12 protein-coding genes are annotated in these 15,436 nt (G+C 59.1%); 1 reads left to right on the forward strand and 11 read right to left on the reverse strand.

The window, feature by feature from the left end; translation table 11 throughout:
* Nucleotides 1-26: 26 nt before the first annotated feature.
* Entirely contained in the window at nt 27-2,111 is a 2,085-nt protein-coding gene (locus IPF76_RS01040; RefSeq protein ID WP_293838463.1) for a glycoside hydrolase family 3 C-terminal domain-containing protein, read from the reverse strand.
* A gap of 249 nt (nt 2,112-2,360) precedes the next feature.
* On the opposite strand from IPF76_RS01040, the gene IPF76_RS01045 reads away from it, so the two are divergent.
* On the forward strand, nt 2,361-3,389 hold the full coding sequence (locus tag IPF76_RS01045) for a LacI family DNA-binding transcriptional regulator (RefSeq protein ID WP_293838466.1): 1,029 nt from the start codon (nt 2,361-2,363) through the stop codon (nt 3,387-3,389).
* Nucleotides 3,390-3,433: 44 nt separating this feature from the next.
* Here IPF76_RS01045 and IPF76_RS01050 read toward each other — a convergent pair whose 3' ends face one another.
* The 10 genes from IPF76_RS01050 to andAc form a co-directional block, all read right to left on the reverse strand.
* Nucleotides 3,434-4,069: a LysE family translocator gene (locus IPF76_RS01050; RefSeq protein ID WP_293838468.1), complete on the reverse strand. Its 636-nt coding sequence runs from the start codon at nt 4,067-4,069 to the stop codon at nt 3,434-3,436.
* Between the two features lie 78 nt (nt 4,070-4,147).
* On the reverse strand, nt 4,148-5,797 hold the full coding sequence (locus tag IPF76_RS01055) for a carboxylesterase family protein (protein WP_293838471.1): 1,650 nt from the start codon (nt 5,795-5,797) through the stop codon (nt 4,148-4,150).
* A gap of 76 nt (nt 5,798-5,873) precedes the next feature.
* Entirely contained in the window at nt 5,874-7,436 is a 1,563-nt protein-coding gene (locus IPF76_RS01060) for a tannase/feruloyl esterase family alpha/beta hydrolase (protein WP_293838474.1), read from the reverse strand.
* Nucleotides 7,437-7,680: 244 nt separating this feature from the next.
* The gene (locus IPF76_RS01065; RefSeq protein WP_293838476.1) at nt 7,681-9,840 is read right to left on the reverse strand and encodes a TonB-dependent receptor; all 2,160 of its coding nucleotides are present in this window, start codon (nt 9,838-9,840) and stop codon (nt 7,681-7,683) included.
* A 195-nt stretch (nt 9,841-10,035) separates the two neighbouring features.
* Nucleotides 10,036-10,665 (reverse strand): amidohydrolase family protein, encoded by a 630-nt coding sequence (locus IPF76_RS01070; protein ID WP_293838479.1) that lies wholly within the window; start codon nt 10,663-10,665, stop codon nt 10,036-10,038.
* Nucleotides 10,589-11,674, reverse strand: a complete 1,086-nt coding sequence (locus tag IPF76_RS01075) for an amidohydrolase family protein (RefSeq protein ID WP_293838482.1) — start codon at nt 11,672-11,674, stop codon at nt 10,589-10,591. The genes IPF76_RS01070 and IPF76_RS01075 overlap by 77 nt, the downstream gene beginning before the upstream one ends.
* 301 nt (nt 11,675-11,975) lie before the next feature.
* Nucleotides 11,976-13,214: an FAD-dependent oxidoreductase gene (locus tag IPF76_RS01080; protein ID WP_293838485.1), complete on the reverse strand. Its 1,239-nt coding sequence runs from the start codon at nt 13,212-13,214 to the stop codon at nt 11,976-11,978.
* A gap of 3 nt (nt 13,215-13,217) precedes the next feature.
* Entirely contained in the window at nt 13,218-13,538 is a 321-nt protein-coding gene (andAb, locus tag IPF76_RS01085) for an anthranilate 1,2-dioxygenase ferredoxin subunit AndAb (protein ID WP_293838488.1), read from the reverse strand.
* 1 nt (nt 13,539) lies between these two features.
* A complete protein-coding gene (gene andAd / locus IPF76_RS01090; RefSeq protein ID WP_293838491.1) occupies nt 13,540-14,013 on the reverse strand; it encodes an anthranilate 1,2-dioxygenase small subunit AndAd in 474 nt (157 codons plus the stop codon).
* Entirely contained in the window at nt 14,010-15,320 is a 1,311-nt protein-coding gene (andAc, locus tag IPF76_RS01095) for an anthranilate 1,2-dioxygenase large subunit AndAc (protein ID WP_293838494.1), read from the reverse strand. Before andAc ends, andAd begins: the two co-directional genes overlap by 4 nt.
* Between the last annotated feature and the right edge of the window lie 116 nt (nt 15,321-15,436).

A 15,436-nucleotide genomic window follows, 5' to 3' on the forward strand; every position in this document is an offset into this window, starting at 1 on the left:
GCGCTCTCCCTGTCATTTCTTGATTCTTACTTGGCGTAATTCCACGTCCGTTCGGTCAGCTGGACCTGCGCTTCTTCGATCAGGTCGTCGGCCGACGCACCCAAGGCGAAACGGTAGGTTCCGCCCGCGATCTTCCAGCCTTTCGATGTCCAGTCGGCGAGCACGCGCGGGTCGATGGCGACCTCGACCCGGCGGGCCTCGCCGGGTTTCAGGTCGATCCGCGAAAACCCAACCAGTCGCCGGGTCTTTCCAAGCGGTGTTTCAACCAAATAGACTTGGCCGATATCGGCGCCGTCGCGGGCGCCGGTGTTGCGTAGCGTGAAGGATGCAGACGGAGTCTTGCCGCCCGTCACTGCGAGGCCTGAGCGCTCGAAGCTGGTGTAGCTCAGCCCATAGCCGAACGGATACAGCGGCTTGGCGCCTTTCCGGGCGAACCAGCGATACCCGACGTCGGCGCCTTCGATATTATAATCGATGTCGAGCGTCTGCCCGGGCTTTCCATAGCCTTGAAAATTGGGTTCAATCGTCTCGGCGCCGGGAAGACCCGGGCGTGGCAATTGTGCGACCGATGCGGGAAAGGTAACGGGAAGACGCCCCGACGGGTTCACATCGCCGAACAACACGGCGGCGATCCCCTCTCCGCCACGAGCGCCCGGATACCAGGCTTCAAGGATCGCAGCGACGTCGCCTTGCCACGGCATCGCCACCGGCCCACCGGTCTGGAGCACCACGACAGTGTTGGGATTGGCCTTTGCAACCGCGGCCACCACTTCGTCCTGACCGGTCGGCAGCGACAGATCGGGGACGTCGAGCCCCTCGCTCATCCATTGCGTGGCGAACACAATAACAAGATCGGCATTTTTTGCGGCGATCGCCGCTTCGGCAGGATAACGTCCGTCGCGAAAGGTCACTTCCGCCTGCGGGGCGCGCGCACGAATGGCCTGGAGCGGTGACGAGCGATGATAGTTTTGAGCCATTATCGGCGCGAACGGTCCCTCGGCCATGGTCGGCAACGAGACGACCGGCCCGCCTTCACCCTGCACCTGTGACGAGCCCGCCCCCGAAAGGACACCGGCATCAGCATAGCCCCCGATGACCAGGATCTTTTTGGCCGAAGCTGCGAGCGGCAGGACATTGTTCTGGTTTTTCAGTAGAACCATGCCCTTTTCGGCGATCTCCTGCGCAACGGCGGCGCCCGCAGTAAAATCGATCGGCGCCTTGCGCGGCGGGTTCTGGTCGATGCCAACGGCATAGATCGACCGGAGGATGCGCCGGCTCATATCGGAGACCTTGTCGCGGTAACGCTTGTCCTGGTTCGCCGCGTCGAGCAGCGGCTTGCCAAAATGCACCGCCGCGTCGAGCTGCGAGCCCGATTGCTGATCGAGACCCTTCAGCGCGAAATCGGTTGCCCGAACCGAACCCCAGTCGGACATGACCCAGCCCTTATAGCCCCAGTCCTTCTTCAGGACGCCATTGAGCAACGGGTCATTGCCGCACGCCTGTGCGCCGTTGACCTTGTTATAGGCGCACATGATCGAGCCGGGCTGCCCCTCCTCGATTGCAATTTCGAAAGCGAGGAGATCGCTCATCCGCAACGCGCCCTCGTTGATGATGCCGTTGTGAAACTGTCGTCCGATTTCGGTGGGGGTCAGCACGAAATGCTTGATCTTCGAGATGACGTTGCGCGACTGAATACCGGCCACTGCGGCGCCCCCGAGCAGACCGGAGTGGAGTGGATCTTCACCCAGATATTCAAATGCGCGCCCGCCGCGCGGATCGCGGACGAGGTTGATCCCGCCAGCCAGCAGGACATTGAAACCCTTAGCGTGAGCTTCGCCAGCGATCAGCGCGCCGCCCTCGCGCATGAGCTGTGGGCTCCAGGTCGACCCCATGGCGAGCCCGGACGGCAGCGCAGTGGCGCCGTCGCCGCGCATGCCGCCAATGTAGGAGACCCCCAGACTGGCATCGGTTTCGGTCAAGGCGGGAATGTTGAGGCGTGCGATACCAGGAATATATCCAGCGCCGAACGGCACCCCTTCGGGCACCTTTGTATCGCCATAAGGCATCGCAAGAATGCCGTTCAAAAGCGTGACCCGTTCGTCATTGGTCATCGCCCGCTCGGTGGCAGCGGCCCGCTTATCGGCATCGCCGGCGCTCAGCGGTACGTTGCCAACCTGAGCCATAGCCTGTGTTGAACAGGCGGCAAGCCATGCCGCGCAGCAGAGCCACGACCTCATATCAATCTCCCCCATCATTATTTTCGATTCGAAACCTATCATGAATGTCAGCGCTGACAAGCTAAAATGTCAGCGCTGACATTCGGGGTGGACTGGATACGTATTCGATGTCTAATAGACGCGATGACTCTCACGCCCCCAAACTCGAAAAAGCCAGCGACGCTGGATCATGTTGCAGCGCTCGCCGGTGTGTCGGCGAAGACCGTATCACGCGTCGTCAACCGCGACAGCAACGTCAGCGCCAAGACGCGTGAGCGGATCGAACGCGCGCTTCGAGAGACGGGTTACCGCGTAAACCAAGCGGCCCGTTCTCTTGCGACATCGCGGTCCTATCTGATCGGTGCCTTTATGCCGCACCTCTCGTCGTTTTACTTCGCGGAAATTTTTCGCGGCGCGGCAAAGGCGTGCCGCCAATATGGCTATCATCTCGTGCTGGAAGAATTTGACCATGGCGCCGAAAGCGTCGTGGATCGTTATGAACAGGGGCTGCGCGGCGCGCATTGCGATGCCTTGATCCTGACGCCACCGACCTGCGACGATGAGAAGCTGCTCGACGCGCTTGATCGTGATGGAATGCGCTATGTCCGTATTGCCCCATCGAAGCAGATCGACCGGTCGACCGCTCTCGGCGCTGATGATCGCCAGGGGGTCGAGGAACTGGTGCAGCACCTATGGGCAACCGGCCGCCGAAGCTTTGCCATGATCGCCGGGCCTGAAGATCATCTGGCGGCAACGATTCGCGAGCGGACCTTCTTCCAAACACTGGCCGAGTTGGGATGTGACGCCACCCGCCTGTCGATTGTCAGGCCAGAATGGAACGAGCCGATTGCAGATGCCGGTCGCGAGGCAACATTGCGTCTGTTTCGCGACCTGCAACAGAAACCCGACGCGATATTTGCGTTCAACGATGAACTGGCGATCGGCGCGATGGCTGGCGTGCGCGAACTAGGCCTGTCGATCCCCGACGATGTGGCGATCGCGGGTTTCGATGACAGCTATGTGGCGCAGCTGGTTTGGCCTCCGCTTACCACCATCCATCAACCGATTGCCGATCTCGCTTTCCGGGCCGTCGGCATTATCGCCGGGTCCGCCGAACCGCGCGGTAGCGATGTGTGGCTGCCGACCAATCTCGTTGTTCGTGGTACCGCGTAAGCCGTCGCCGACCGCTTCCGGCAAATTTTGCATTATATCCAGGGTCAATTTGACAGGAGGATGATGCACGCTGCTCCAAACAAGATAACCGATGTCACGCGATTCATGGTGCGAACATGACCCGGGGCTTGAAACCATCGTGAAGCATGGCCGCAAATTGCAGCGTAGAAACCCATGGTCACGATATTTACGATTGCGATGACACCCATCACAGCCAAAACGTCAAGCATCTCGAGCTTCGCTAAATCAAAAATTTGAGGCGACAAGCTCGAATGAAACAATATTGCTTTCGGATTTAGAGCCGAGACAATAATTCCCGTGCGCAACAGAATAGTCCATCGCTCCGATGCAACTTGCTCCGATCGCGCGACTTCTGTTTTTGCATTCCATATTCTCAGACTGAGCCAAGCCAAATATGCGAAGCCGGCATATTTGACCAGGTCGAGCATCCATTTATGCGCTTGAACGAGCGCTGCTAGCCCGAGCATCGCAAAGCCCAGCAACAACGCGTCACCCAGAGCAGCGCCAACGCCGACCAAAAAGGCTGCGCCGCGGCCTCTCCGCATTCCAACGGAGATGACCGTCAGCGTTGTCGGCCCCGGCACCGATGAAACTACAAATACTGCGCCCGCATATGCTGCGACAGCGACAATATCTAAATTGAAAACATTGTCTATCAAGCGGCGTTCACCCGGAACAAATCAATTTGTGTAGATTAGGAATATCCAAATTCTGTTTCAGAAACTAGACAGCCTAACTTAGCTCCGAGCCAGGTTTCCGGTATTTACCATCCAATCACCGAACAGCGTCTGGTCCCAAAAAATACAATTATGCTTCTCACGAAATTCCGTCGATGACAGTTTTTTATCTCCGTCGGGAGACAGGACCGCCGTTTCACCGGTCTTTCCGAATTCGGACAATGCCGCCGGTTCCCGGCCCCAGATGAAATCACCCCAGGTTTTTAGCATCCGATCGGACAAACCGACTTGCGCTGGGGAGAATGTCGGCGGCCCGGCGTGCAATTCCGACGGATAGCTGGTCTGAAAGACGTAGGGTATTTCGGCGGTATGGAATGCGCCCTTGGGTGCGCCAGGAAAGGCGAACAACGTGGGCGGAGCGCCCCGGTCGGCAAATTCATACGCGTAAACCGGTGCAAACCGGCTGTGGATCAGGTTAATGCTCTGCGTTCCACAGGCCCATTGATTGCTGACCGCCGTCGCGAATGTCGTATCGGGCGAGCCGTATTTATGCGGCGGGTAGGCTGCAAGAATCTTGGCGCCGAAGGGAGCGCGCGAAACGGCATCGCGATAGTCATCCTCCTTCCAACCAGCACCCGGCCGAATGGTTCGCATCGCGGTAAAAAAGCCGCCTTCATTCTCCGTGTGGCCTGACAGCACTGGAACCCGGGCAACTTTGCCCAGTTCGCGCATACGCCGGGGCTGTTCGGGCAACACGTCGCCGTCCAGAATTATCGTCCAACCCGGCCAGCCCCGACTTGCTCCCGCGGCAGCAACAAGGGCGGCGGCCGGAACAGCCCGGAGACATTCGAGCAGTTTCGAGCGCGTATGGCAGCCGAATTCCTCGGCCAGTTTAGACGATGCACCGCGCTTTTGTTCGACGGCCCGCTCCACCATCGGCATACCATCGGCCAGCGAAGAATTTGGCCCCGACATCGTGATGGCGCGATGGAACAAGCCGCGAGCGCCGGGTGAGGCGATGTGCGCCCAAATACTGAACGCTCCTGCCGATTCCCCCATTGCGGTCACCCGCCGCGGGTCGCCGCCGAACGCCTTGATATTCTCCTGGACCCAGCGGAGCGCAGCCTGTTGGTCCAGCAGGGCATAATTGCCCGAACCGTGCGTGGGACTTTCGGCATCCAGTTCGGGCAATGAGGCGAAACCGAGCGCTCCCAAGCGGTAGTTTACGGTGACGACCACCGTGCCCGTCTTCTCTGCGAACCGCGACGGATCGACATCTTGTGATGCGCCCGCGGTGAAGCCACCACCATGGAACCATACGGCGACCGGGCGTCTCTCCTTGATCCCCTTGGGCGTGTATATGTTCAAATAGAGGCAATCTTCATTGCCAACCGTTCCGCCGCCTGGTCCCCAACTCAAACTTGGGCATTTGGCCGCAAACTGCGTCGCTGATCTGATACCCTTCCATGCTGCGGCGGGCACCGGCCGTTTCCAGCGCAGGTCTTTGACGGGCGGCGCCGCATACGGCACCCCGAGGAACGCCCGCGTCTGACCTATCGCGACACCCTCGACGACACCCAGCCGCGTCGCGACCCTCAATGGGTCGGCCTTCGGCGCTGCCGACGCAACCGTGGACAACGACAGCAATAGCGCCAGAAAGATGCCATGCCGCGCGCGCCGCGTCACATCAGAACAAATCAAACCAGCCATCCACCTATTCCTCATGATAAAGACCACGCCATTGCCAACGGCAGTGCAGGCGTCTGTCTGATTTAGATCGCCGCTTTCATTGTTCTACGCATTCAAAATTCTCAGAATCCTCGGTGTCGCCGCGCCCTCTATAAATTGTTCGCGTTGGATAGGGGCAGTAGGACCTTGAATATGGCTTGGCCGAACCCGGCGGCGAATGTGTAGCCAGCCGTGCCGGCGCAATGCCCTTTTCCACCCAATCGATCACGGGCGTCAAAGCGTCGATACTGCTCGGCCCATAGCCGCCCGCGCAATGCGCGACACCGGGGATGAGGAAGAGCCGATAGAATGCCTGAAGCTCATCGATCCCGTAACGTCGCGACAGTTTATCGTAATAGCTTATGCCCATCTGCGGATTGAGCGCCGTGTCGGACCAGCCCCAATAGGTGATCATCTTGCCCCCGAGTGCGTGGAACCGATCGAGATCGGGTGTCGGATTCATGATCTCGCTGACGGAATTTCCCAAGGCCGGATCCCGCGAAAAGTTGAAATTGGCGGGATCATATTGCGCGTTCGCAAACACCATATTCGCCATCCAGCTATCTGCCATTTTTGGCAAATAGCCTTCGGACCCGTCGGACATCATGGCGAAGGGAGCGAAGGTGGACACCGGCTCCGCCCCCACCGATTGCGGGTGAAAATAGGCACGGCCCTGCGCATCGCGCGGCCCGCCATAAAAATGATTGAGCGCCTGCGACTGCCGCGAAGTAAGGCAATCGGCCCCGTCGCTGCCCGCCTTGCACGCCCTGACGTCGCGCGCCGCGTCGAATTGACAGCGACGCGGATCATCGATCAGGCCATCCACCAGCCCATCAATCGCGTCGCATTTGCGCTTCACCGCTGCGAACACGGTCTCCATCTTCGCAACCGTCAAGCCGGCACCCGCGAAGGATTGCCGCGTCCACAGCCCCTTCACCATGATATTGTTCCAATCCAGCGTCGGCGCGGCCGCAGCTATGCCATCGAAATCATCCGGATATCGCTGCGCGGACATGACGCCTTGGCGGCCACCGGTGGAGCAGCCTTGCCAATAGCTATAATCTGCCGCGCGGCCATAAAATGCGGAGATTGCGGATTTGGCATATTGAACGGTCTTGTGCACCGCGAGATAGGCATGATCGACCATCTTCCCGGGATTGCGCGCAAAACTACCGCCAGGCTCGATCGCCGCAAGATGCCCCGTGTCGGTGCGAGCTACGGCAAAACCATTTGCGATGCCCGCGTCGCGTGATGCCTTCATCGCCGGGGCATCGACGTCTTCACCCGCAAAACCGCCATTGCCAAACATGTACAGACGGCCGTTCCATTGGATCGGCAAGTTGATTTGAAAACCTATTTCGGGCGCGATCACGCCATCGACACGGCAATGTGCGGGAACCCCGCCGACTGCGTCCACCAGCCGAACCGAGCGAATTTCGACATCCTCCGTCAGCGGCGCAGCCAATGCCCGGCAGTCGGTGGTCGCAGCGAACGGCGTCTGACGATAGTCCACGGCGCCGACGGTTGTCAGCGCAGCGGGGTTGCCACTCTGCGCATGGGCGATTGTGCCGATGCAAATTATTGTTGCAAAAAGCGCCAGAAACCTCTGCGTTCGCTTCATTCAATCCCACTCCGTAGTGATCAGATCGCCTCGTCGCGCCGTCCAGAACCTGCAGGATGCCGCGCAGATCCAACCGCGGCGCTTCAAAGCGACGATGGTTGGCAGCCCTGTTGGTATAGAAACGGACAGGGCTGCCACCGAAAAATGCGCGGCTGGGTTCGCCGATGGTCTTAGAAACGCCACCGCAGGCTTGCGAAAACAGATCGGGGTGCGGCCAGATTGCCGGTCAATGTCCCGGTGGTGTTCACACTCTTGCCGATACTCGTAAATAGAATGCATCGGTCAGATTCTTGACGCCCGCGACGATCTGCCAATCCTGGTTGGGGAAAGTATAAGTGACGCTTGCGTTGACCAGGATCGTCGCCTCCTGGGTGGTCTCAATGTCCTCAACCGAGCTGAATTGCATGTCGCTGGTCAGCGAAACATCGGCGCGCGTGAGCAACTCGCTGCCGTTGGCGAAGGGAATCGTCCAGCTCGCCCCCGCCGACGCTTTCCAAGACGGCGCGTAAGGAAGCTTGCTTCCAAGCGGGATTGGCGTTCCCTCGACCGCCGCCGTAGGATCGACGCGCGTGACCTTTGACTGGAGGTGGGACAGCGAAGCATCAAAGCGGAAATACCGCGATGGCGAGGCCGTCATTTCCAGCTCGAACCCCTTGATGCGGGCATCGCCGGCATTGATGATCGTCCCGAAAGGGGGCACGACATCGGGCAGAGTTCCAAAGCCCTGGAAGTCAGCGAACTTGGTGGTGAAGACCGCCAGATTCACGCGCAGCCGATTGTCGAGAAGATCCGCTTTGACGCCGGCTTCATAGGCAATCGCCGTTTCCGGATCATAGGAAGGCAAGAAGCTGACCTGGCCGATGATCCGCGGCGGAAAACCACCACTGCGAAAGCCTTCGGAATAGGTCACATAAGCGAAAATATCGTCGGTCAGATCCGCACCCAGCGAAACAAGCGGCGTCGCCTTGCTGACGGTCAGCTCGCCGTGGAGACCGCCGGGCGTTGCCGGGAGCAGAACAATCCGCGCGTCCTTCTTTTCGTTGGTCCAGCGCAAACCGCCCGTGAGGTGCAGCCGGTCGGTAATGTCGAAGGTCGCCTGACCAAAAACCGCCTTGTTGTACGTATGCGTCGTCATCGTGTTTTCGGTCAGCAGGGGATAGGTCGTCCCCAGGAACGGCGCGACAGCCAGGGCCGACAGCACGTCAACATGGCTAAACGTCGTTTCATAGAGATAGTAGCCGCCCAGTATCCACTTCAACCGATCGTCGAAGGCTTCCCCGCTCAGCTGAAGTTCCTGACTATATTGGTCCGAGTCCTGACGATCTGCGCTCGATTGAAAGAACAGCGCACCGATCAGCCCGCCGTCCGCATCATAATTGCTGCGCAGGTTGCGATACGAAGAAATCGACTGCAACGTCCCGAACGGCAGATCCAGCGACGCCGTCAGCGTCGTGCCCAGGCTGTCGAAGGCGTTTTTCGGCGAGACCTGGTTGAGGCTGCGATCGAAAAAAGCTGCATTTGATTTATACGGGTCCGTCGGAACCTGGACCGGGCCGAAGCATGCAGGATCGCTGGCCTGTCCCGCCGGCGAAAGACATGCACCAGGATTTCCGCTAAAGGCGCTGTTGTAGAAGACGGCCGTCAACGCCCCCGGATAGGTTTTGAGAAGAATTCCGGTGCTGCCAGTATTGCGGGTCGATGAATAGTCGGCTGCCAAATCGATGGTCAGGTTGTCACTCGCCAGCCAGCGCGCTTGCCCCCGCACCGCCCATGTGTTGTCATCGCCAAACTCGCGCCCCTTATAGTTGACGAGATCGACATAGCCGTCCTTTCGCGTGCCATAGCCAGTCAGGCGAACGAAGAAGCTGTCACTCAGTGGCAGATTGAGCGACGCCTTGCCGCTGAACTGCTGTCCCTTGACCCCGGTATAGCTGCCGATCGTCACTTCTGCCGAACCGGCAAAATCGGGGCCAGGCTTTTGGCTGATCAGGTTGATCGCGCCGCCGATCGTGTTCTTACCGAACAGCGTCCCCTGCGGCCCGCGCAGAACTTCGACGCGTTCAAGATCGACAAGATCCAAAATGCTTCCGACGTTGCGCGTCACATAAACGCCGTCGACATAAAGACCCACTGCCGGATCAGCGGTCAGGACAGTATCGGCCTGCCCAAGCCCGCGAAGATAGATGGCCGGGGTCTTCGAACTGCCATTGGCGCCCGAGGTTTGCAGCACGAGATTCGGGGTCGCCGCAGCCAGATCGGTGACGTCCGTCAGATTGCGCTCTTCCAGCATTTTTGCCGTCAATGCTGTCACCGCGACCGGGGTGGTTTGCAGATTCTCTTCGACCTTACGGGCCGTAACAATGATGTCTTCGTTGCCCCCCGATTGATCGTCCGCAGCGGCCACGTCTTGCGCGTGCGCTGTACCGGCAACAGTGCTGGCACTTGCAAGGCACACCAACATGAGCGCGAGCGAAGGCGACTTTGATCGCCTGACAGCGCGCATTCGAAGGCGCGACATCGTAGCGCCTACCAAATGGTTGTTCAACATTCCGTTCGAGTTCACTGAGATTCCCCTATTTATATAGTAAAGAAGGCATTATTACTTGTTTTCATAGACTTTATGGCCACCAATATAGGTTTCTATGGCCTTCATATCTCTGATATTATTGAGAGGAGCGGTCATGAAATTGTCAGAGAGCAGTACGAAATCCGCGCTCTTTCCGGGTTCGATCGATCCGATGGCTTGGTCTTCACCGACCATTTTGGCGTAGTTCAGTGTGAACATGCGCAGGATCGCGCCGCGATCGGTCACGCGTTCACCCGCGCCCATCACGCCGCCCTGGATCGTGTCGCGACTGAGAAAATGATACATCGCCCAAAAGGGGTTTGCGGGGACGACGGGAGCGTCGGTGCCGCCCGCCACCACGAGCCCGCTGCCCATAAGAGTCCGCAACGGCGTCACATGATTGGCGCGGCTTTCGCCCCAATATTTCCGTAGCGATGGCCCGGCGAGGTAGAGATGGTCCTGAACCGACAGCATGATATCGAGCTGTTTCATTCGCTCGATTTGCCGCGGATGGACGATGAAGCCATGTTCGATCGTCCAACGCCGTCCCTTGAGCGAGGTCGTGGCCGTGGCAGCCTCAAATCCGTCAAGAACCTGATCGACCGCCGCATCGCCCACCGCGTGCGCGGCAACCCGCCAGCCATCCTTGGCCAGTCGCGTCACTTGCTCGTTGAACTGCGCCGGGGGCGTCGACGATCCCGGAAAACGTGCCATTCTTCCCATAGGGCTCGGCATAAGGCTCAGAAAGATGCCCGCCCTCAAACCCGCCATCGACGCCGAGCTTCACGCCGCCGATGCGGACCCAATCGTCGCCTTCGTCCTGGCGCAATGCCGATTTGGTCAGATAGTCGGCGGGGGTTCCGAAAAACCCCGGAGCCGGCAAATAGAAAGTGTAGCGGAGCGTTAGTTTGCCCGCGTCCTTCAGCTCACGCGCCATGCGATAGGCTTCGGCTATTGGTCCCTTGGTGTAAAATCCAGGAACACGCACCGCCGTAACGCCAAAGGCGTTCATTGCCGCCTGCGTCCTGATCAAATCATCGGGCGACATCGGCCTTGGCGGCGGCATCCGAACTAGCGATTTCGCGGCATCGATAATTTCGCCGGTCAGGCGCCCTGTTCCATCGACGCTGATAACGCCGCCCGGGGGCGATTTGGTTGCCGTCGTAATGCCGAATTCGGTCAGTGCCGCAGAGTTCAGTATTAGGCTGTGACCGCCGCGCGGCAGGATAACCGGCGTGTGCGGAGCGACGGTGTCGAGCTCCGCCGCGGTCGGAAGGCGCTGCTCCGCGAGTTGGGCCTCGTGCCAATCGAAATTCGCGATGACCATGCCGTCGGCCGGCGCCACGCGCACAGCCGAGCGCACAGCATCGAGTAATTCGGGGATCGAGCGCACTTTTGACAGGTCGAGACCGGGACCGCCGCCCTCACCGTGGAAATGATCGTCACCCAAGCCCGGGATGACGAAATTGCCCTCCAGATCGACGCGTCTGGCTCCCAGATCCAAATACTCCTGAATATCCGCCTGCCCGCCGACCGCGACGAACTTTCCGTCGCGCACGACAAAGGCTGTCGCCATGGCGCCGTTTTCCGCAGCGGTAAAAATGTTGCCGTTCAGATAGACGACGGCTTCCTGCTTCGAGGAAGTGTCCGTACCGGCGCTCTCGTGAGCCAAAGCCGACCCTACGGGCGCGCAGAATAGAAGGCCGCCGACGATAAGGCGCCGCGCAATCGATCCCGACGCTAAACTCCCCCTGCTCACCACAGGCTTTGATCTTGCGATTTCCATCACGTTTCTCACGGTCGATTGCAACTCGCTCTGGCACTCGCTGGGACTATCCCGAACGTAATAAAATTACGTAGAATGCGACCTCTTTGGTAATGAAGAGGCGTGTTTGAGCGAGCCTGCTATCCGAAACGCGAGATTCGGGGCGCGACTGTCCAGTTTTCGCAGATTTCCACCCGCGGCATGACAATTATGCGGAGATCATGCTCACGTCGGCCAGCGCACACACGCTATCCGCCCATTTGGCAGGGTCCAGTGTCTGGCTGCCGCCGATAGCCTTTCGCACGACGCGTAACTCACGCGGCGCGTTTGCCGAAACGGCGCCAAGCGTTTCTCCAGCCTCGCCCAAGACGAGCCAGCAGCATGGCCCGTGCTGCGCGTCGCCGCGGGCCACAACCAGCGCGCCGCGCTCTGGATGGCCTAAAATCTGAAGATTGACGTCGAACTGATCCGACCAAGCCCACGGGACATCGCCGTATGTCACATTCTGGCCCAGCGCCGCCTTCGCCGCAACGATCGCCTGATTCTGGGCGTTGGCCCAGGATTCCAGCCGGCGGTAGCCGCCCGCCTGCGCACAAGGGTGGCTGGTCACATCGCCCGCTGCATAAATATGGGGATCTGACGTCCTGCATTGATCATCGACCATGATGCCGTCTGCGATTTTAATGCCGGCTGCTTCGGCAAGGTCGGTTGCCGGCACGATACCGATACCGATCACCAGTTGATCGACGCGAACAGTACCGGCATTGCTATTCACGACGACGACGTCGTCGCGCACCTCAATCGATTCGATCGAAACGCTGACGCGAATATCGACGCCCTCGCGTTGGTGGAGGCGCGCGAGATATTCGGACACCTGCTGCGGAACCGACCGTGCGCACAGCCGCGGGCCGGCTTCCAATACCGTCACGTCGGCGCCCTGTCCGCGCGCAGTCGCCGCAACTTCAAGCCCGATCCAACCGCCACCAACGACCGCCATGGACTGGCAATTTCCCATCGCAGTCTTCAACCGCAGCGCGTCGTCGATCGTGCGAATATAGTGGACACGTTCGGACGGCGTGGACCCGACCGATGGCAGGATCCGCGCCCGGCTACCCATTGTCAGGAACAATGTGTCATAGGCCACCGAGCGCTCGCTCGCACATCGAACGGTGCGTCGCCGGGTGTCGATTGCGACGACAGATTCACCGACCACCAGGTCGATCTGGTCAAGGCTGGCCTGGTCCCGCGCTAGCAACACTGCCTCAGCGATACTGGTCCCACCGCTGAGGATCGATTTCGACAAAGGCGGCCGCTCATAGGGTGGATGATCCTCGTCGCCGATCATCACGATGCGCCCAGAAAAACCTTCGGCACGAAGCGTTCGTGCAACCCATGCTCCCGCTTGGCCCGCCCCGACGATAACGAAGCAGCGATCGTCGACCGACATGGATCAAAGCTCGACTTCGATGCGTGCCCCGACCAGGCGAACGGGAAAGCTGCGCACCGCTTCGGTGATGGGCGCGGACCTGGGCTTGCCGCTGCAAATTTCGATCAACCCCTGGTGCAGGGGACATTCGACGCAGCCGTCCTCAATAAACCCTTCAGACAGCCGCGCCTGGCCGTGGGAGCATAAATCATGCAGGGCGAATATTTCGCCTTCCACACGAAAGAGCGCGATCGGCACTCCTTCCGCCGATGCGGCGAAGGGCTCGTCATCGGCGACATCGTCGACGGCAGCGACATCAATCCATCGGGCCATTTGCTGATCCATCCTAGATCGGGATCGCGAGCAAGGTCTGGACACGCGAAGTGTCGAAAATGACCCGCTTTGCCTTGAAGCGCCAGCCCGCCTCCGTCTTCACGACATGGTCGTGATAACGCCCCGTCTGATACACCGTCGATTCCCCGGCTTGGCTCGTGTTGATCACCAGATAGCTCGATTCCATCCGGACGCCGTCGTCACTGGCTTGCTTGATCGTCAGGCCCGATACGAAATGACGATAGACCGCGGGTTGAAAGATGTTCGCGTTGCGCAGGGACACGATGCGATCAAGCAACATGCGCTTGTTGTCGCACAGGATTACGGGTGCCGGCAGGCCGAGATCCACATTCTCCTTGGGAATGATTTCATAAAGGCAATCATCGACAAACATTTCCGGCCAGCGCTCAAGCGCATCGGTATCCAGGTTGGAGATATATTCGTCCTGCAATGCCATCATTTCGTGGCGCAGTTGCCAATCGGTCATGCGCTTTCCTCCGCAGTCGAAAACTCGTCGAACGCCATGAGCTTTTGATACCCTTTCCAGAAACTGCGGATCAAATTCTCGGTGATAAGCGTGTTGTCCTGATCAGGCGCATCGCGCGCCATATCGATTACCGACGTCGCTTGGGAATCGCGGATGGTACCCTGCTGCACCAACTCGGTCGCCTCAGTGTCCTCCATCGAAATATATCCCGCCGGCCCGACCAGATTGGCCTGCTTGATCCGCAGCGCTCGCATTTCGGCGGTGTCATCGGCATAGCCAAAGAAATGGAAGATCAGTTCGAAGCTGTCCGGCCCTTTCGGCAAGACCTGCCGCGCAACCAACGTGTTGTGGATTTGCTGGATGACGAGTTGTGGAAAGATCGGCTGGATATGGTTGGTCGCAACGATGTCGAACTCGGGTACCAGCGCGAGGATGCTGTCATCCTGCAGGTGAAAGCCTTCATCATAGGACCTGATATTCTGCTCTTTGTAGCTGGCGGACGTTTTGTCCGTGTCATCCGCCTTTTCATCTTCCTTGATCGCAAGGATGATACTGTGCAGCCCATCCTTGCCATCGGTCACGCATTTGGCGCGCATACCCACGCGAAAAATATTGAACGTGGTATGAAAGAGATGCAGCAGGCTGGCGTGATAAGGGTCTTTCACATTCTCATAATATAGCTTCCAGTTCGACTTCGAGAACTGGCGCGTGCAGCCAAGATACTCGACCGGCTTGCAAAATATCCGATCGACATAAGGCCGCATGACCGGGCCAATATACTCGGCAAGCGGCTCGACGCTGTCGCTGAAGGTCGCAAAAACAAGGCCATTGTAGCTCTCGACGCGCAGCTGGCGAAGCCCATTGTCCTTCGGGTTAAATTCGGATGGCATGCCCGCCATTCCCTTTTGCCCGCGTCGGAAGGGGACACCAAGCAGGTTGCCGCGCGTGTCATAGCTCCATTGATGATAGACACAGTTGTGCGACGAAGCATTGCCGCGCGCCAGCCGGCAAACCACGGCGCCACGATGGGCGCAGCGATTGACCCATGCGGCCAACCCGCCATCCTCGGTGCGCGTCATGACCACGGGCGTGTCGCCAACGAAGGTACTCTTGAAATCGCCGGAATTCTTGATCTCGGCCTCAAGGCCCAGAAAATTCCAGGTGTGGCCGCGATAGATGCGCTCTTGCTCGCGCTCATAAATCGCCTGCGAACTGAAGACCGCATAGGGTACGCGCGATCCGTCCTCGCGAGGAAAATGCGCGAGCGGTTCGATCTTTCCGCCTGATGAATGCAATGTTTCGGACATGTCGCAAGTACCTCGATCACTTTTGATTGCGTGAGGCTCAGGCTAACCTATGGATACTGGGCCGCACTATCCAGTTCTGACTTTCGACTGCTTGACTATCCGGTTCCGGTAAGATT

The sequence above is a fragment of the Sphingopyxis sp. genome, assembly GCF_016704835.1.
Taxonomy (GTDB): Bacteria; Pseudomonadota; Alphaproteobacteria; order Sphingomonadales; family Sphingomonadaceae; genus Sphingopyxis.

What these genes read in the sequence shown, in the direction of transcription:
- IPF76_RS01045 (WP_293838466.1), top strand. Translation starts at nt 2,361, where the DNA reads ATGACTCTCACGCCCCCAAACTCGAAAAAGCCAGCGACGCTGGATCAT.
- IPF76_RS01055 (WP_293838471.1), bottom strand. Translation starts at nt 5,797, where the DNA reads ATGGCTGGTTTGATTTGTTCTGATGTGACGCGGCGCGCGCGGCATGGC.
- IPF76_RS01040 (WP_293838463.1), bottom strand. Translation starts at nt 2,111, where the DNA reads ATGACCAATGACGAACGGGTCACGCTTTTGAACGGCATTCTTGCGATG.
- IPF76_RS01060 (WP_293838474.1), bottom strand. Translation starts at nt 7,436, where the DNA reads ATGAAGCGAACGCAGAGGTTTCTGGCGCTTTTTGCAACAATAATTTGC.
- andAc (WP_293838494.1), bottom strand. Translation starts at nt 15,320, where the DNA reads ATGTCCGAAACATTGCATTCATCAGGCGGAAAGATCGAACCGCTCGCG.
- andAb (WP_293838488.1), bottom strand. Translation starts at nt 13,538, where the DNA reads ATGGATCAGCAAATGGCCCGATGGATTGATGTCGCTGCCGTCGACGAT.
- IPF76_RS01080 (WP_293838485.1), bottom strand. Translation starts at nt 13,214, where the DNA reads ATGTCGGTCGACGATCGCTGCTTCGTTATCGTCGGGGCGGGCCAAGCG.
- andAd (WP_293838491.1), bottom strand. Translation starts at nt 14,013, where the DNA reads ATGACCGATTGGCAACTGCGCCACGAAATGATGGCATTGCAGGACGAA.